Annotated in this window: 17 protein-coding genes; 4 read left to right on the top strand and 13 right to left on the bottom strand. The window is 51.0% G+C overall.

Annotated elements, in window-relative coordinates; genetic code table 11:
- The first annotated feature begins 21 nt into the window (after nt 1–21).
- Nucleotides 22–1,452 carry a hypothetical protein gene (locus EZV72_RS06670; protein WP_137166507.1) on the top strand — a complete coding sequence of 477 codons (1,431 nt, stop codon included), beginning with the start codon at nt 22–24 and terminating at the stop codon, nt 1,450–1,452.
- Between the two features lie 19 nt (nt 1,453–1,471).
- On the opposite strand, the gene EZV72_RS06665 is transcribed toward EZV72_RS06670, so the two are convergent.
- Together EZV72_RS06665 and fadR are read right to left on the bottom strand one after the other, a co-directional pair.
- Nucleotides 1,472–1,849: a VOC family protein gene (locus EZV72_RS06665; RefSeq protein ID WP_137166506.1), complete on the bottom strand. Its 378-nt coding sequence runs from the start codon at nt 1,847–1,849 to the stop codon at nt 1,472–1,474.
- Between the two features lie 114 nt (nt 1,850–1,963).
- Nucleotides 1,964–2,680 (bottom strand): fatty acid metabolism transcriptional regulator FadR, encoded by a 717-nt coding sequence (gene fadR / locus EZV72_RS06660; RefSeq protein ID WP_137166505.1) that lies wholly within the window; start codon nt 2,678–2,680, stop codon nt 1,964–1,966.
- Between the two features lie 604 nt (nt 2,681–3,284).
- On the opposite strand from fadR, the gene nhaB reads away from it, so the two are divergent.
- The 3 genes from nhaB to EZV72_RS06645 are packed head-to-tail and all read left to right on the top strand — an operon-like array spanning nt 3,285 to nt 5,958.
- A complete protein-coding gene (gene nhaB, locus EZV72_RS06655; RefSeq protein WP_137166504.1) occupies nt 3,285–4,865 on the top strand; it encodes a sodium/proton antiporter NhaB in 1,581 nt (526 codons plus the stop codon).
- Between the two features lie 17 nt (nt 4,866–4,882).
- A complete protein-coding gene (dsbB, locus tag EZV72_RS06650; RefSeq protein WP_408640840.1) occupies nt 4,883–5,407 on the top strand; it encodes a disulfide bond formation protein DsbB in 525 nt (174 codons plus the stop codon).
- The gene (locus EZV72_RS06645; RefSeq protein ID WP_137166502.1) at nt 5,404–5,958 is read left to right on the top strand and encodes a GNAT family N-acetyltransferase; all 555 of its coding nucleotides are present in this window, start codon (nt 5,404–5,406) and stop codon (nt 5,956–5,958) included. Before dsbB ends, EZV72_RS06645 begins: the two co-directional genes overlap by 4 nt.
- A 20-nt stretch (nt 5,959–5,978) precedes the next feature.
- On the opposite strand, the gene EZV72_RS06640 is transcribed toward EZV72_RS06645, so the two are convergent.
- The 11 genes from EZV72_RS06640 to EZV72_RS06590 form a co-directional block, all read right to left on the bottom strand.
- Nucleotides 5,979–6,473, bottom strand: a complete 495-nt coding sequence (locus EZV72_RS06640; protein ID WP_137166501.1) for a YcgN family cysteine cluster protein — start codon at nt 6,471–6,473, stop codon at nt 5,979–5,981.
- Nucleotides 6,470–7,135, bottom strand: coding sequence for a fumarylacetoacetate hydrolase family protein (locus EZV72_RS06635; protein WP_137166500.1), 666 nt, complete (start codon nt 7,133–7,135; stop codon nt 6,470–6,472). Before EZV72_RS06635 ends, EZV72_RS06640 begins: the two co-directional genes overlap by 4 nt.
- Nucleotides 7,136–7,138: 3 nt before the next feature.
- The gene (locus tag EZV72_RS06630) at nt 7,139–8,110 is read right to left on the bottom strand and encodes a lytic murein transglycosylase (protein WP_232364558.1); all 972 of its coding nucleotides are present in this window, start codon (nt 8,108–8,110) and stop codon (nt 7,139–7,141) included.
- A gap of 67 nt (nt 8,111–8,177) precedes the next feature.
- Nucleotides 8,178–8,477, bottom strand: a complete 300-nt coding sequence (locus EZV72_RS06625) for a YcgL domain-containing protein (RefSeq protein WP_137166499.1) — start codon at nt 8,475–8,477, stop codon at nt 8,178–8,180.
- Entirely contained in the window at nt 8,477–9,643 is a 1,167-nt protein-coding gene (gene rnd / locus EZV72_RS06620) for a ribonuclease D (protein WP_137166498.1), read from the bottom strand. Before rnd ends, EZV72_RS06625 begins: the two co-directional genes overlap by 1 nt.
- Before the next feature lie 87 nt (nt 9,644–9,730).
- Nucleotides 9,731–11,383, bottom strand: coding sequence for a long-chain-fatty-acid--CoA ligase FadD (gene fadD / locus EZV72_RS06615; RefSeq protein ID WP_137166497.1), 1,653 nt, complete (start codon nt 11,381–11,383; stop codon nt 9,731–9,733).
- 121 nt (nt 11,384–11,504) lie between these two features.
- Nucleotides 11,505–12,344 (bottom strand): alpha/beta fold hydrolase, encoded by an 840-nt coding sequence (locus tag EZV72_RS06610; RefSeq protein WP_137166496.1) that lies wholly within the window; start codon nt 12,342–12,344, stop codon nt 11,505–11,507.
- Between the two features lie 94 nt (nt 12,345–12,438).
- Nucleotides 12,439–13,143, bottom strand: coding sequence for a Slp family lipoprotein (locus tag EZV72_RS06605; RefSeq protein ID WP_137166495.1), 705 nt, complete (start codon nt 13,141–13,143; stop codon nt 12,439–12,441).
- A gap of 93 nt (nt 13,144–13,236) precedes the next feature.
- Nucleotides 13,237–13,536 carry a hypothetical protein gene (locus EZV72_RS06600; RefSeq protein ID WP_137166494.1) on the bottom strand — a complete coding sequence of 100 codons (300 nt, stop codon included), beginning with the start codon at nt 13,534–13,536 and terminating at the stop codon, nt 13,237–13,239.
- A gap of 211 nt (nt 13,537–13,747) precedes the next feature.
- On the bottom strand, nt 13,748–14,425 hold the full coding sequence (tsaB, locus tag EZV72_RS06595; RefSeq protein WP_137166493.1) for a tRNA (adenosine(37)-N6)-threonylcarbamoyltransferase complex dimerization subunit type 1 TsaB: 678 nt from the start codon (nt 14,423–14,425) through the stop codon (nt 13,748–13,750).
- 11 nt (nt 14,426–14,436) lie between these two features.
- A complete protein-coding gene (locus tag EZV72_RS06590; protein WP_137166492.1) occupies nt 14,437–16,350 on the bottom strand; it encodes an ATP-dependent DNA helicase in 1,914 nt (637 codons plus the stop codon).
- Nucleotides 16,351–16,465: the final 115 nt, after the last annotated feature.

Here is a 16,465-nt window from a genome sequence, read left to right as displayed (position 1 = left end):
CACACACTTTTAGGGAACCGCGTGACCAGGCAAGCAGAAAGTCCGGATATTTATTATACTCAACAGGTGAAAAAGCTGATGGAAGCCATTTGTCCGGCCGATCCGCAGAAGCCGTCCGTATTTGCTGATGCCAGTCAATACTATGCCGGCACACCGGCGCGTATCACCCAACTAAAAATGCTCGAGGCTCAGGCAGACAACTTTCGTCAAAAATATCCCGATGAAAGCTTAAGCCCTGATTTGGTGCGTAATATTCGCCAGACCCGGCATAAACTGGAGTCTGACAGACTGGCCAGACTACAACGGTTGACTGAGGTTTGTGATCTTCTGCTCAGCCTCAGTGAGGGCGATACGGTTAAAGACACGCAGCAACAAAGTGCCCGCCTGCTAGGAACCATAATGCTGCTCACACCCGGTGGTAGAGGTAACTTTGCCCGCCGCCATCAGCGTTTAAAACCGTTGTATAAAGCGGTTTTATTACTGCGCCTGGTTGATACCCTCATTCTGGATGAATCCATTGCACACCCTTACCTGCAGCTTTACCGTGACGCATTCTCACGCTATCAGGGCAATAGCTACTGGCTGCAAAAATGGCGCAGCGAACTGGCGATTCCCCTGATAAGCAGTGCCCTGTTGCAGGATATCGGGCTGAATCATCCCGAGGCAAAGAGTATTCTTTTTGGTGATGACGGCGAGCAGGATGAGTTCCGGTTGTTGGATGAACACAGCCGTAAGGGACTGCTGAAACTGAATTATGCGCATACGCTGGATTATCTGCGCCGGGGGTTGGGGGTGCCGGAATTTACCGGTACGGCAGCTGAAGATAAGCATCGTTTTGTCCAAATTCACCAACAGGCTAATCAGTTTCGTGAACAGCTGGTGCAGGACGCATTTTTGTCAAAAACCGGCTTAGGGGAATTGCTCAAAGTCCCCCAGATTTATGTGTCTATTGTGCTGTCTACCAAACAGGATTACAGCCGGGAAGAATTGCCCAGGGGCTATTTACTGATTGAGCAGATGGCCAAAAAAGGAGCGATTAATGCCAAGCTGGCCAATGCATTTATTAAGATGGTGGGGTATTTCCCACAGGGGTTTGGCGTTACCTTCATTCCGGTGAACGAACAGGGCTATGAAAAAAACCAGTTTGAATATGCTATTGTGACCGGACTGAACCCGGCTAACCCGGTCGAACCGGTATGTCGGGTTGTATCCAGAAACCTGCAGTTTATTTCATCAGGGGCCGACCTGGTTATTGGCAAGGCACAAAATCTGTATTTCCAGGCCAACCGCAAAAAACTCAAACGGATTGATACCGAGCGGTTACAATCGATCATGTCGCAGTTGACCAAAAATGCCAGCGCCGATGCGGCGCAGGATCTGGTGCCCGGATGGTGGGAACCGTCCGATTATTTTGGTGATAAAAAAAATCAGAATCTGTGGAGCAAAAAGTAAGCGCCAGGCGTCAGCATACCTACTGTGTAGAATGCAGCCCCACTGTATTGCCTTCTGTGTCTTTAATCAGACTGACAAAACCATATTCACCAATTTTCATTTTGCTTTGTAACACCTTGCCACCGGCAGCCTCCACCCGGCTTTCCTCAACACTGCAATTGTTACATGCAAAATAAATGACACTGCTTCCGCCGGGGCTGGCGTCACGGTTTTGCACCAGCGCACCACCGCATCCGTGCTGTTCCGTATCGGCCGGAAACATACGCATTTGTACGGATTCGTCAGTGGGGTCTGCCAACGCTTCCAGTGAGGTCGCCAACACCGTTTCGTAAAAGGTCTGCGCCCGCTCAATGTCATTAACCAGAATTTCAAACCACACGACATGTTTTGCACTCATAACCTGCCTCCTGTCTGCAGTAGATAGGCCCTGAAGTCACCCACAACAGGAATAAAAACAATAAAGGCGGGTTTGCCCCGCCTTTGTTTATACTGCCTGATTCAAAAAACCGGTTTATAAAGAGTCGACAATATCTTTTGGCATTTCGTCACGCACCTGCTGCCACACCTTACCGGACTCAATCCCGTAGGCTCTGACCACGGCCGGGACTTTTTCGTACTCACCGGCTTCGGCGACTGCCAATAGCTTTTCGTAGAAGTTACGTGCTACATCCTGGGCGCTGGTATGAGAGAAGAAATAACCACCTATCCGTGAGTACAGCCCACGGAAGCCATTCATCATCAGCACAAAAACATTGTTGCCGGAAGCCAGGGCCAGGTCGTGATTCATCTGATAATCGTACTGCGCAAACGCCATACCGTCGGCTTCCACGTCTTTGTAGCGGGCGATGATCTCAACCGCTTTTTCCTGATTGTGGCGTATTGCACCGCGAATGAATACCGCACTCAGGTTAGTGCGGGCAGCCAGCAGATTATCCACCAGTTCAGGAATACCTTCCTGGTCGAGGCGCGCCAGCGTCTCCAGAATATTCAGACCACAGGTTTCCCAAAAGTTATTTACCTTGGTGGGCTTACCATGCTGAATCGTCAACCAGCCATCACGGGCCAGTCGTTGCAACACTTCACGCAAAGTTGTCCGGGTTACGCCGATGAGTTCGGATAGCTCGCGCTCAGCAGGCAAAATTGTGCCCGGCGGAAACCGACCACTCCAAATCGACTCAACAATATATTCTTCAGCAAATCCGGCAGGACTTTGCGCCTTATAGATCATAATTTATCGCCTGAACTTATCTTCTTTTATTATTCAACTGATTGTACCAGATGAAATTTACATTAGACAATCTATTAATACGGCCTTAAGGCCAATAAAAATGCGCGGCTATGTAAACATGAAGCAGCCATTCAGACAACAAAAATGTGAGTAATCCCTTACGCAACATCATTATTGGCATAAAAGCTATAAATTATTATCAAACTGCTCAACCAGTTATGTCATTGTACCTGCCAACAAACATTAATTTACTGAACAAAAAAGTGCCGCGCATATTGCTTACAGTCAATTGTATAACTGTGTATAACTAAGGCGCTATTTGCTGATAAATACCTCAGCGCATAATAAAAATGACAGCATCATCATTCAGGATGAACAGTTTAAACGCATTTGACCGGTTTCAGGTTGGCAACTGGTTGATTTCCCACCTGCTCTGACTTCCTCAGTTGCGAAATTTAAGCTAGGCTTAGTGTCGCAATAGTCTTAGTGGGAATTTTGTCGCCGCACAACAGCAAAAATAAGGCGGCAACAGCCAACCCCGCGTTCATCAACTATAAATACAATAAAAGTAGAAGCGTCTACGAGTGGTAGAAGGATCACAAACATGCAAACCTCGATGTCCATGGCGTTATATCGAAATTTTTTAGGCCATGCGCCCGACTGGTATAAAAAAGCCATTATCGCGTGCTTAATCGCCAACCCGTTCATCTTTATGTTCGACAGTTATCTGGCTGGCTGGGTATTGGTTATCGAATTTATTTTCACTCTGGCAATGGCGCTGAAATGTTATCCGCTCCAGCCTGGGGGGTTGTTGCTCATAGAGGCCATGTTTATCGGCATGACGTCCCCTGAGCACATGCTGCACGAAATTCAGGTTAACTTAGAAGTCTTGTTACTGCTGGTCTTTATGGTTGCCGGCATATACTTCATGAAAGACCTGTTGATGTATCTGTTTACCAAACTGGTTATCAAGGTAAAAAATAAGCTCATTCTGTCATTATCGTTCATTGCTGCCTCTGCCTTTTTATCCGCATTTCTGGATGCGTTGACTGTTGTCGCGGTCATCATCAGTGTGGGTCTGGGTTTTTACACTATTTACCATAAAGTAGCGTCGGGCAAAGAGTTCCATCACGATCATGATCATACTTCAGACGATAATGTGCATGAACTGGGCAAAAATGACCTGGAAGATTTTCGTGCGTTTTTACGTAACCTGATGATGCACTCTGCTGTAGGTACAGCCCTCGGTGGTGTTATGACGATGGTGGGCGAACCGCAAAACCTGATCATTGCCGACAAGGCCGGCTGGGATTTTGTTGAGTTCTTTATCCGTATGTCTCCCATTACCATACCGGTGTTTGTATTTGGCCTGCTGACAACCGCGATGCTGGAGAAATTCAAAATTTTTGGCTATGGCGCTCAACTGCCGCTGGCAGTACGCGAGATTCTGGTGGATTACGACAAGCATACCGACCTTGAGCGGACTAAGCGTGACAAAGCGCGTCTGGGTGTACAGGCCCTTATCGGTGTCTGGCTGATCGTGGGTCTGGCAGGTCACTTTGCCTCAGTGGGTCTGATTGGTTTGTCAGTGATTGTGCTGGCCACTTCCATGAGCGGTATTATTGAAGAACATGCGTTAGGCAAAGCCTTTGAGGAAGCCCTGCCATTTACCGCGCTGCTGTGTGTATTTTTTGGCGTGGTTGCGGTCATTATTGATCAGGGGCTGTTCCAGCCAGTGATTCAATGGGTGCTGAGCTTTGAAGGTACGACACAGCTGGTGATGTTCTATCTGGCCAACGGGGTACTTTCTATGGTTTCAGATAATGTGTTTGTCGGCTCGGTGTATATCACTGAGGTAATGGCGGCTCTACAGGATGGTCAGATTACCCGCGATCAGTTTGATTTACTGGCGGTGGCTATCAATACAGGGACTAACCTGCCCAGTGTGGCAACGCCAAATGGCCAGGCAGCCTTCCTGTTTCTGCTGACCTCAGCCATTGCGCCCCTGCTGCGCCTGTCTTACGGCAAAATGGTGTATATGGCGCTACCGTATACTGTTGTGCTCACCATTGTTGGCCTGGCTGCCACCTATTTCGGGTTACTTGACGCAACCCAGATGCTGTACGACGCACACCTTATTGAACACCATACCGGGGCAGTATCTACTGGCGCCCCCTCTCATTAAGGATAACCGATAAGATGATGGGTCTTATTCAGGGAATCAGTCGCCAGGCTGAAAAAAAATCAGCCTGGGCGATTTTATTTCTGACATCAATGGGGCTGGAAGTCGCCGCACTGTATTTTCAGTACGGTATGGACTTGCTGCCCTGTATTATGTGTATCTATCAGCGCACCGCTATGTACGGCATTGTGCTGGCCGGTTTACTGGTATTGATTGCCAATAATGGCCTGACCCGCATGATTGCCTTTGCCGGCTGGGCGGTATCGGCCGGCTGGGGGTTTCTGATTGCCCGCGAGCATGTGGAAATCCTGAATGCCAGCAATCCGTTTTTTGCCAGCTGCGAAATCGTGCCTAACTTTCCCTCATTTATGCCGCTGCATGAGTGGCTGCCATGGATTTTTGAAGCCAAGGGAGACTGCACCGAAGATAGCTGGCAATTTATGTCGATGGGTATGGCTGACTGGATGAGTGTGATATTTGCTGCCTACTTTATTGTCTTTGCAGTGGTTTTTATCTGCCGTCTGTTGGATAAGAAGCCATTTTGATTGACTTGAGTATATTGCCGGCGCGACTACCGGTACCTGCTACGTCCTTTGGGCCTGTTACCGTGACACGGCTGGCGGCAAAGCATCAGGATGTGTTGTGTCAGGCCAGCCGGCTTGCTGCTGACAGCGTTAAACCCTGGATGGGTAGTCAGCTGTGTCCGGTTACACCGGTTGCCGCACGCCAGTGTATTGAGCAGCAGGAACAGCTGCGCCACACCGGCTACGGCATTACCTATTTGCTGATGCACGAACAGGCATGTCTGGGGCTGGGTACCATCAACCACATTCACGCTGTACACGGTACTGGTAATCTGGGTTACTGGATTCGCCCTGATGTTGCCGGTCGGGGGCTTGCTGTTACATTGTGCCAGAGCCTGATAAAACTGGCATTTGCGCAGATGGGCATGCATCGGCTGGAGCTGTTTATTGAACCGGCAAATCAGCCGAGTTTGCGGGTGGCAGAAAAGCTCGGTGCAATAAAAGAAGGATTGTGTCGCAAGCGTATATCAGGCCGCGATGCCTGGTTGTATGCACTGGTCAGTGAAGGCTGACACACAGCCCTCAACTGATGTTAATCGCAGTCGGATAACGGCCAACGCGCGATATAATCTTCAAATTTGTCTAAATCCACATCACACTCAAACACCGTTTTGCCTCTGACGGACATCCCCTGACGGTGCATGGCGGTTTTTTTACCTTTATTAAGCAGTGGATGCCAGGACGGCATGCCCCTGCCCTCGTACAACCGGCGGTACGTACAGCTGTTGGGCATGAAGAAAATATCTTTCAGGTTATCCCGGGTCAGCTGTACACAGTCAGGCACAAGCGTGGTCCGATTCTGATACTGTGTACAGTCACAGGTTTTGGTATTGAGCAGTGAACACACAATATTGGTGTAATGCACCTGCTCGTGGTCGCGAATCTCATCGGTAGAGGTGGCTTCAGTTGCCTCATCATCTTCGATAAATTTATGCAGACAGCACTTACCACAGCCGTCACACAGGGCTTCCCATTCTGTCCGGGTCATTTCGTCTAATGTTTTGGTTTCCCAGAACCGATCACTCATACTGCTACTACACTCGTCGTTATATCTAAACTGCTTTGTAAACGGGCGCGAATAGTATCATCCTGAGCCAGCGGTCCAACCCCTTTTGGGGTGCCGGTCATGACAATATCGCCTGGCTCCAGGGTAAAATGACGGGAAATCAATGCCAGTAACTGCCCCATTGTATGCATCATCATGCCGCTATTGCCTTCCTGACGTAATTTGCCATTCACTTCCAGCGAAAACGCCAGCCGGTCCAGATCAGTGAACTGCACGGCCGGTATAAACTGGCTGACGGGGCAGCTACCGTCAAATGCTTTGGCCCGCTCCCACGGGTGGCCTTTTTCTTTTAACTGCGCCTGCACCTCACGTAAGGTGAGGTCCAGCCCCAGACCAACGCTGTGCACCGCCTCAAGCGCACTGTGCTGGTCACTGTGACATAACCGCTGACCAATCAGCAGCGCTACTTCCAGCTCGTTATGACAGGGCCCGCGGTCAGCCGGAATAGTAATGGGATCATGCATACTGCACAGGGCTGAGGCCGGCTTCATAAACAATAACGGCTCATCCGGCACGTCTGATTTCATTTCCTGAATATGATCAAGGAAATTGCGTCCGGCGCAAACCACTTTGCCGACCGCCAGTTCAATGGGGGTATTAAGATTATCTGTGTGTCGATACATAGCTTAGTGTCCTTTCCTGATACGATCTGACAAGTACCCAACTGATACGCCAAAGTAGGTGGAACGGTTCCACTTCATCAGTGTATGAAAGTTGTTGTACACCAGATACAGACGCCCGTCGGGTCCGTCCGGCATAATCAGTGATGCTTTGGTATCGACCTGCGGCAGGGCCGTACCGTCGTACTTGCGAACCCCTCTTTGCTGCCATTCAGACAATGGCACAAAGTCGGCTTTGGCCAGCCCGGCATGCCCGCCCTGATAATCGCCGCTGAACGTCACCTGACGCCCCCAGGTACGCGTCTCATCCCAGCCTTCAGATGACAGGTAATTGGCAATAGAGGCAAACACATCGGCTTTGTTGGTCCAGATATCTTTTTTACCATCGCCGTCATAATCCACCGCATAGGTTAAAAACGACGTGGGCATAAACTGGCTTTGCCCCATGGCACCGGCCCAGGACCCTTTAAGCTTATCTGCACTGATGTGACCTTCTTTCACGATGGTCAGGGCCGCAAAAAACTGCTTTTTAAACAGCGCTTCACGGCGGCCTTCATAGGCCAGTGAGGCCAGCGCAGACAGCACATCGAAGTTACCCTGCAGTTTGCCAAAGTTCGACTCATTGCCCCACAACGCTACAATAAAGCGCGGCTGCACCTGATACTGTTTGCCAATGGCTGTCAGCAGGTCGCGATTTTCCTTTAATACAGACACTGCCTGACTAACTTTCCAGTCCGGCACCCGGGTACGAAGATAATCATCCAGCGTGATTTTTGTTTCCGGCTGACTTTTATCTGCTTTGACCACGGTGGCCCGGTACTCGGTGTTTTTCAGCGTGTTATCCAGCCAGGTCTTGTCAAATCCCCGGGCCTGCGCTTCTTTACTCAAACCGGTCAGATACGTAGCAAAACCGGCGGCACTTTTTTCCACCTGGCTTTTTTCCACCGGATTGGCGCCCGCCGCGCTGGCCTGAGTCATTGCCAACGGACCCACCATCAGCAAGGCCATCATCAACCGTTGTATTGCTTTCATAAGCCGTCCCCGCTTAAAACTTCTTGGCTTCTTCCCGGGGCGACAGTCCCAGCGCCACACGGTGTTCTGCCAGCCAGTCTTCCTGTTTAGGCGGCAGCTGCAAATAAAACCCTTTTTCACGCAGCGCGGTTATCAGGGTTTCTTTATCAACCCGGCCCAGTGCTTCGCGCTTGTTCAGCGGTAACAGCATAACCAGCACCGGCTTGCCGAATTGTTCGAGCAAGGCTTCAGGTACATCATCAAACTTATCTTTTTCAGGCAAGTACAAATACATGCCTTCTTTTTTGGCGGTTTTATAAACAGCACATAGCATTACGACTTACTCACTTTTAACGGGTTATCCAGCATCGCTTCAACCGGCGCGGTGAAAAAATGGGCTCGCCAGCCGGTCAGCAGATCAGGTTTTAAGCCCTGCACCCGGGTTTCACTCAGCTCAAACCAGTACCATTTAAGCACCTGATTCATTTGCTTTTTCGAGGCGACGACTTCAATCGGTACATTCTGATTCCGGGCCACATCCGCGGCCATGGTTTTCAGTTTACCCAGTGTTTGCTTGTATTCCGGAAAATCGACTAACCGGCGTACTTTGGGTAAATGTTGGGTCGCCGGCAAGTCGGTATATTCCTCGCGGGCCTTTTGTACAATCGACAGCAGCGTATCGCCATAGCGGCGCAGTGTAGGACTGATCATGCCCGGAATCGCGGTCATGGCATTGCGGTTGCCCGGCAAACGCTCGGCAATATCCAGCATTAACGATTCTTTAAGAACAAAGTTAAGTGCCAGATCTTTTTTACGGGCCATACCCAGACGCCAGGCAGCCAGATGCTGCAACACAGTTAATTGCTCGGTGTTCAGCTTCCAGTTGTTTTTCACCGGCAAATAGGCATATTCCAGCGGTAGCTGACTTCGTTTCTTGCCTCCCAGTGTCTCCATTTCCTGGTATACCCAGTCTGTTTTACCGGCCAGGGCGACCTGTTCGGCCAGCTGGCGATAGCAGGGCAGTAAATACAGCACATCGTTGGCCGCATAGGCCAGCTGTCTGGTACTTAGCGGGCGGGCCAGCCAGTCAGTTCGCGACTCGCCTTTGTCCAGCGCCACACCTAACAGCTCTTCGACCATTCTGGCATAGCCCATGGTAGCGCCGATATTAAGCATTGACGCGGCAAACTGGGTATCAAAAACAGGTGCCGGTAAGGTATCAAAACTGGTCAGAAACGCTTCCAGGTCTTCTGAGCACGAATGCAGTACCTTAACGACACCGGGGTTTTCCAGCAGGCGTACAAACGGCCGCATGTCCTCAATTTCAATAGGATCGATCAGCACCAGCTGCTGGCCATCATACAGCTGTAAAAGACCTAAATGCGGGGTGAGTGAGCGGGTTCTGACAAATTCGGTATCCAGGGCTACGGCATCGCACTGACTGGCTGCATCGCACACCTGCTTTAACTGTTCACTGGTTGTTATTAACTGATAATCCATAATAAAAACAGCCGGCAAAAGCCGGCTGTCCCTGTTGTATTTTTTGCTTTGCCTGTCTGTCGTGCAGAGTCAGGCCTGAGAAGCGTGTTAGTCCCGCAGCTCTCGCCGCAGAATCTTACCCACGTTGGTTTTGGGCAGCTCATCCTTAAATACCACCTGTTTGGGTACTTTATACCCTGTCAGATGCTTTCGGCAATGAGCAATAACCTGTTCGGCTGTCAGAGAGTCATTATTTCTGACCACAAACAGCTTCACCACTTCACCACTGACTTCATGTGGAATACCTACCGCAGCGGCTTCCACAATATTGTCGTGCATGGCGGCGACTTCTTCAATTTCATTCGGAAAAACATTGAAGCCGGAAACCAGAATCATATCTTTTTTACGGTCAACAATATAGAAGTATCCCTGCTCGTCCGCCTTGGCAATATCGCCGGTAGCCAGCCAGCCATCCTTAAGAATTTCATCAGAGGCCTCAGGGCGATTCAGATAACCGCGCATAACCTGCGGGCCTTTCACCCACATTTCGCCCGGCTCACCTTCTGCCACTTCATTGCCGTCATCATCCAGTAATTTAATTTCAGTAGACGGCACCGGAAAACCAATGGTGCCCTTATATTCACCAATTTGTGGTGGGGTAACAGCAACCACCGGGGAACACTCGGTCAGGCCGTAGCCTTCAAGCAGCACTGTACCGGTGATTTTTTCCCATTTTTCAGCCACCGGGCGCTGCACGGCCATACCGCCGCCAAGACCAAATTTGAAATTAGAAAAATCCAGATCAGCAAATCCCGGCGTGTTAATCAGGCCATTAAACAGGGTATTTACCCCCGGCAGAATAGCCACCGGATATTTGCCCAGCTCTTTGACAAAGCCCGGCATGTCCCGCGGATTGGTAATCAGCAGGTTCGGACAGCCATATTTTAAGAACAGCAGCCCGTTAGCCAGCAGCGCAAAGATGTGGTAGAGCGGCAATGCCGTTACCACCAGATCTTTATTTTTCTCAATCACGGTTTCCAGAATACCGGAGACCTGTTCCAGATTAGCAATCATGTTACGGTGGGTCAGCATGGCCCCTTTCGACACCCCGGTGGTACCGCCGGTATATTGCAAAAAGGCCAGATCTTCGCCGGAGATATCTTCACGCTTAAAGGTTTGCCGCGCACCTTTTTTCAGCGCATCCATAAAAGGAATCGCCTGTGGCAAAGAGAATTCCGGAACCAGCTTTTTGACGTACTTGACCGCCAGATTCACTATCCAGCGCTTTGGCGCCGGCAGCATATCGCCCAGTGAAGTCAGCAGCACCTGTTTTACCGGAGTTTCCGCCACAACCTTTTCCAGGGTACAGGCAAAGTTCTGCACAATAACGATGGCCTGTGCGTTGGCATCGTTTAACTGGTGCTTAAGTTCCCGTGCAGTGTATAGCGGGTTGACGTTTACCACGGTCATGCCGGCGCGCAGAATACCGAACATCGCCACCGGGTATTGCAGCAGATTGGGCATCATGATGGCCACAGCATCGCCGCGCTTTAGTCCTGAGTTTTGCAAATAGGCAGCAAACTGCCGGGTCTGAACATCCAGTTCGTTAAAGGTCATTTCATGACCCATATTGATATATGCGGTACTGTCCCCGTAATTTTTTACTGATTGCTCAAAAATGTCGACAACGGATGCATAACGGTCCGGGTTAATTTCTGCTGAAACACGAGGGTCGTAATGCTCAAGCCAGGTTTTTTTCACAAAACCTCCTACCTTATTATTCTTGTACGTTACTGCCAGCGCACGATGAACGAGAATTGCACAACTGGTCTGATTTCTTGCGTATCTTATCGGATGAAAGCGTAAAGATAAATGACCACGTTTACAATTGTTCAACAAAACGTTGAATTGCATGGCCTATTTCGTCAGGTTTCTCCATATGGATATGGTGGCCGCCGACAAAATATTCACATTGAGCATTTTTAAACCACGCGCTGCGCTCGGCAAACATCTTCTTAACCTGCTTAAAGCTGTCACTGGCGCCGGCGATATACACCGGACACTGAATTTGTTCCATCAGCGCTCTGGCCTGAGCCGGTGTTAAGCGCAGTGGAGAACGGGTGCGCAGCCTTGAGTCCGATGCCCAGATGCTCTCGCCGTTCCCGTCCTGTTTGATATTGCGCTGTAATATAACCTGTGCATGTTGCGGTGCAATGTCACTGACCTCACACCGTGCCTTTATGGCTTTTTCCAGCTGCACCGGGATCTGCCGGCTCGCGGTTTTGCCGGCCCGGCTGATGATGGATGCCCGCATTTGCTCAGCAGTACTGGCCTCAGACTCCACCAGCGGACCGCAGGCATCAATACTGACGACCGCTTTGACCTGTTCAGGAAACACCGCGGCATACAGGGTGGCCAGAATCCCCCCTAGTGAATGTCCCAGCAAAATGACCGGCTCAAACTGCTGCTCGCTGATCAGGGCATGCAAGTCCTGCAGGTAGTCTGGCAGATTATACTGCGCGCCTTCGGCGCGATGCCCCGACTTACCGTGACCCGCCATATCCAGCGCGATGAACCGGTAACCGCTCAGGTATGGCGCCAGACCTGCCAGGCTTTGTGCGTTATCCAGATAGCCGTGCAACCCGATGACGACCGGACCGGTGCCTTCATTATCCAATCCGGCCAGCGTTATCATGCCAGCCTTTACTGTGATCTCTTTCATAATATTCCCTGCACCTACCCAGACAAAATAAAAAAACGGCAATAAATTGCCGTTTTTGTGGAAATGTTATGCCGCCGAACTGGCCATACTGCGCCTATCTGACTTCAGTGTCGACCTCTTTTCTGATAGGACGAGCTTCTCGTCGCAGTTCATTGTGCATTCGTTCGTGACGTAATTGCACAGGCGGTCGCTCACCTGACCTAGGCAGCTTAGGCTGAAAACCGCGGCTTTCAATCACCCGCACCCGTTGTGTACCAAATCCCCAGCCCGGACCAAACCCAAATGGCTGGTAGTGGCGATAATAAAAGGGCGAGTACCAGCCTGTATTATAATTAAAATACAGGGTCGATACGTCATAGGTCTGTACTTCACGCCAGAAATGATAATCCCGCGCATTCAGCGACGGATACATATAAGGCTGTTCGCCCACCATCCCGGCAATGGGTTTACCTACACTACCGATAAAGGTTACCGCACGGCCTTCCTCAAAGACAATAGGATCGACAAACCCATCAATCTGCACTTTAAAGCGCCCGATAGTTTGCTCCGACGTATTGGGCCGGCCGTAATGGTTCAGCGGGAAATGTACCACTTCGACAAAGGTTTTCTTGGCTTTGTTCTGCACGCCCACGATCACCCCACCCCAGCGTGCGGTGCGGCCGATATTCTGCTGGCCACCCGTGGCCGCCTGCTGGTAAGACACCAAAGATGTCCCTTCAGGTACTTCCAGATTTTCCGGCACCAGCGCGCACCCGGTTAACCCCAAAACACCTGCCAGTAACAAAATACGTAAAATCATAAATTATCCACAAAGACCGAGACTTAGTACGATAGTATAGAAAATCAGACTGAATGAAAGCTGAATAACGCGAATTTAATGGGGCTGGACGAATCAGGCGTATATATCCACACCCATAAGCTGACGGATGTGATCTTTTTGCTGATCACGCTCAAAGCGCTGATACGCCAGCACCGCCTGCTCGCCTCGTCCCTGGGGCTGGTCATAGCCAGAAGCCCGCTGGAATGTACGTGCTTTATGCAGGGAATCCTCGGTGGCCGCCAGCACAATACCCGGCGCCGGAGAAACCGGTCCCGCTTCCTGCTGCGCAGACTTTTGTTTTTTGTGCACCGCGTCCGGCCGTGCCGGGGACTCTTGCGGTGCGATAACAGAAAATGAACCGTTAATTTCCATTGCTGTTTATTCGTGATCTACTTCAACTGTGTCCAATCAAAACGTCAGACCAATATGCTAATTAACCGGTAAAGACACAAAGCGGCCCTTCATTGACGCTTACTCAGGGGCTTGCCGACACCGGCTGTCAGAAAAATAGTTATACAAAAAATGCGCCACAGTACACTGCGGCGCATTATTTACAGACGTGCTATCGGGCCATGATCCAGGTTTATTCGCGCCCGGGCAGTTTTTTCCAGGTCACCTTGTCACGCAGATACACCGGCGATACCCCGGCTGCATCGCTGCTGCGCCCGGCCCTGAACTCCTGTTCGGCCAGCGCCAGCATATACTGTGCCTGTGGATATAAAATCTGCGGGGCGTCTGCTACGCAGGCGGCTAGTTCCGGATAGGCTTGCCAGCCGGTGCCGACCGCCACAAAACCCTGCTGAGCCGCTTTTTCGGCAGCCTCTGCCGGCGCACAAACCACCTCTTCACCGATCAGCTCAACCAGACCGCTTTGCACCGAATACTGACCAAAATACACTTCGCTCATCCGTGCATCGGTGGCGCTCAGTATCTTATCGGCACCGTGCTCTGCCACCGCCTGCATCGCCATGGCCGCCAGCGTGCTTATGCCTACCACAGGCAGACTACTGCCCAGTGACAAGCCCTGAATCATACCGGTGGCAATACGCACTCCGGTAAAACTTCCTGGTCCGCGGCCAAATACCAGGCCGTCCAGTTCGCCGATCTGCACGCCGGCATCCTGTAATACCTCATCAACCAGGGGCAATAACTTCTGGCTATGCTGCTGAGGGCAGATTTCAAAGCGGGAAAACAGATTACCGTTAACTTGCAGGGCAACCGACAGTGCTTCGGTGGCTGTATCAATAGCTAATAAATTCATGGGTCTCACAGTTATTCAATGTCAGCAAGAAATTCTTCGATTTTATCCAGGCTCCGGGTACGTTTCATGTCCGGCAGACTGGCTAAAAAGGTTTTGGCATACGGCTTGGTGACCAGTCGATTATCACAAATCACCAGGACACCTTTATCGTTCGGATCGCGGATAAGCCGGCCTGCGCCTTGTTTGAGCGTAATTACCGCCTGTGGGATCTGAATCACGCCAAACGGGTTTGCACCACGCTTTTTCACATCTTCCATCCGGGCCTGTAACAGCGGGTCATCCGGTGAGGCAAATGGCAATTTATCAATCATGACACACACCAAATCGCTGCCACGTACATCCACGCCTTCCCAGAATGCTCCTGTTCCCAGCAATACCGCATCCTCCCGGGCCAGATATTCAGCCAGCAGAGCCGCCTTGGTCGTAGTGCCCTGCACCAGCAGCGGATTATCAATTTCTTCTTCTAGCCGGGCTGCGGTGTGGCGTAGCATGGCATGGCTGGTAAACAGCAAAAAGCAACGTCCACGGCTGGCCTTGATCAGGCGTTTGGCCGTCTGTAACAGAGTATCACGCATCTCAAAGCTGTTGGGCTCCGGTAAATAGCGCGGTACACACAACATTGCCTGAGTGGCATAATCAAACGGGCTGTCCAGCCCCAGGGTCCTGGCGTCTTCTAAGCCCATGCGCCGCTGAAAGTGTTCAAAGCCATCATCCACCATCAGTGTAGCTGAGGTGAAAATCCAGCCCCGGGGCGGATCGGTCACAAATCGGCGAAATTTGCTGGCAATCGATAACGGCGTCAGATGCAACACCATGTGCCGCTGGGTGGTTTCATACCACAGACTGACGCCCTGCTGCTCAATGTTACGAAACGCATCCAGCTGCTCCCGGGTTTCCACAATACGCTCGTACAGGTTATCCAGGTCTTTATCACGGCCCACATTCAGCTTGCACACTTCATGCAACACGCTGATAGCATCCGCCAGCCGGCTGATCTGCGTTTGTACTTCCTCGCGCTGCATGGCTTCCACCCAGCTACCGCGCTGCGGGGTGTCGGGAAACAGCAAGCGTAAGTCAGACGCCACAATACGGCATTTGTCGGCGGCTTTATCCAGCTGCGCAGCATCTTTTAATACCGTGCGAAACAGCAATGTGATGTCTTTGGCCATATCATGTAACTGGCGGGTCGACAGGGTTTCACCAAAATAGTCACTGGCGATATCCGGAATCTGGTGGGCCTCGTCAAATACAATGGCATCGGCTTCAGGGATAAGCTCGCCAAAACCGGTATCTTTTAATGCCAGATCGGCAAAAAACAGATGGTGATTAACCACAATTACATCCGCTTCGAGCGCTTTACGCCGAGCCCGAACCAGATAACAGTCTTCATAGTCGGGACAGTCGCGTCCCAGGCAGTTATCTACGGTGGAGGTGATCAGAGGCAGCACCCGGGCATCTTCGGGCAGCGTTTTAAGCTCACCAATGTCACCGGTTTTGGTGGTGGTTGACCAGGTTTTTACCGTAGACAGCTCATCCAGGGTCTCTTTTTCCAGCAAGGTGGAATTGCCCCCGTGCTGAGCCAGACGATGCAGGCACAGGTAATTAGCGCGGCCTTTTAGCAGCGCGGTTTTGCGGTGGCTGCCCAGGGCTTTTTTTACCAGTGGAAGGTCGCGGTGGTACAGCTGCTCCTGCAGGTTTTTGGTACCGGTTGAAATGATTGCCTTGCCCTTGGCTGTCAGAGCCGGTGCCAGATAGGCAAAGGTCTTACCAGTACCGGTACCGGCTTCCACAATCAGACTGTGTTTTTCTTTCAGCGCATCTCGCACTGCCTCGGCCATATCGGTTTGCGCCTGACGGGGCACGAACCCGTCAATGGCCCGTGCCAGCAGGCCGTCAGCTGAAAAAATGGTGGAAATTGAAGCCATAATCACCGCAAAGTAAGCAAAACCCATATTATGCCAGACTTGGCACTGGCTTGGCGACTACCGGACGAATAATCATCACTTGAGTTTTGCTTTTTGATCGGATCTTCAGCTAGGG

Origin of the sequence: Salinimonas lutimaris, assembly GCF_005222225.1 — a bacterium.
In the GTDB taxonomy this organism is placed as follows: domain Bacteria; phylum Pseudomonadota; class Gammaproteobacteria; order Enterobacterales; family Alteromonadaceae; genus Alteromonas; species Alteromonas lutimaris.
The sequence above is the reverse complement of the archived record's forward strand: the minus strand, read 5'-3'. Positions and strand labels throughout refer to the sequence as shown.

Excerpts from the sequence above, each read along its gene's own strand:
- EZV72_RS06590 (WP_137166492.1), bottom strand. The coding sequence starts at position 16,350 with ATGGCTTCAATTTCCACCATTTTTTCAGCTGACGGCCTGCTGGCACGG.
- EZV72_RS06605 (WP_137166495.1), bottom strand. The coding sequence starts at position 13,143 with ATGATTTTACGTATTTTGTTACTGGCAGGTGTTTTGGGGTTAACCGGG.
- rnd (WP_137166498.1), bottom strand. The coding sequence starts at position 9,643 with ATGGATTATCAGTTAATAACAACCAGTGAACAGTTAAAGCAGGTGTGC.
- EZV72_RS06610 (WP_137166496.1), bottom strand. The coding sequence starts at position 12,344 with ATGAAAGAGATCACAGTAAAGGCTGGCATGATAACGCTGGCCGGATTG.
- EZV72_RS06665 (WP_137166506.1), bottom strand. The coding sequence starts at position 1,849 with ATGAGTGCAAAACATGTCGTGTGGTTTGAAATTCTGGTTAATGACATT.
- fadR (WP_137166505.1), bottom strand. The coding sequence starts at position 2,680 with ATGATCTATAAGGCGCAAAGTCCTGCCGGATTTGCTGAAGAATATATT.
- nhaB (WP_137166504.1), top strand. The coding sequence starts at position 3,285 with ATGCAAACCTCGATGTCCATGGCGTTATATCGAAATTTTTTAGGCCAT.
- dsbB (WP_408640840.1), top strand. The coding sequence starts at position 4,883 with ATGGGTCTTATTCAGGGAATCAGTCGCCAGGCTGAAAAAAAATCAGCC.
- tsaB (WP_137166493.1), bottom strand. The coding sequence starts at position 14,425 with ATGAATTTATTAGCTATTGATACAGCCACCGAAGCACTGTCGGTTGCC.
- EZV72_RS06635 (WP_137166500.1), bottom strand. The coding sequence starts at position 7,135 with ATGTATCGACACACAGATAATCTTAATACCCCCATTGAACTGGCGGTC.
- EZV72_RS06630 (WP_232364558.1), bottom strand. The coding sequence starts at position 8,110 with ATGACTCAGGCCAGCGCGGCGGGCGCCAATCCGGTGGAAAAAAGCCAG.
- EZV72_RS06600 (WP_137166494.1), bottom strand. The coding sequence starts at position 13,536 with ATGGAAATTAACGGTTCATTTTCTGTTATCGCACCGCAAGAGTCCCCG.
- EZV72_RS06640 (WP_137166501.1), bottom strand. The coding sequence starts at position 6,473 with ATGAGTGATCGGTTCTGGGAAACCAAAACATTAGACGAAATGACCCGG.
- EZV72_RS06625 (WP_137166499.1), bottom strand. The coding sequence starts at position 8,477 with ATGCTATGTGCTGTTTATAAAACCGCCAAAAAAGAAGGCATGTATTTG.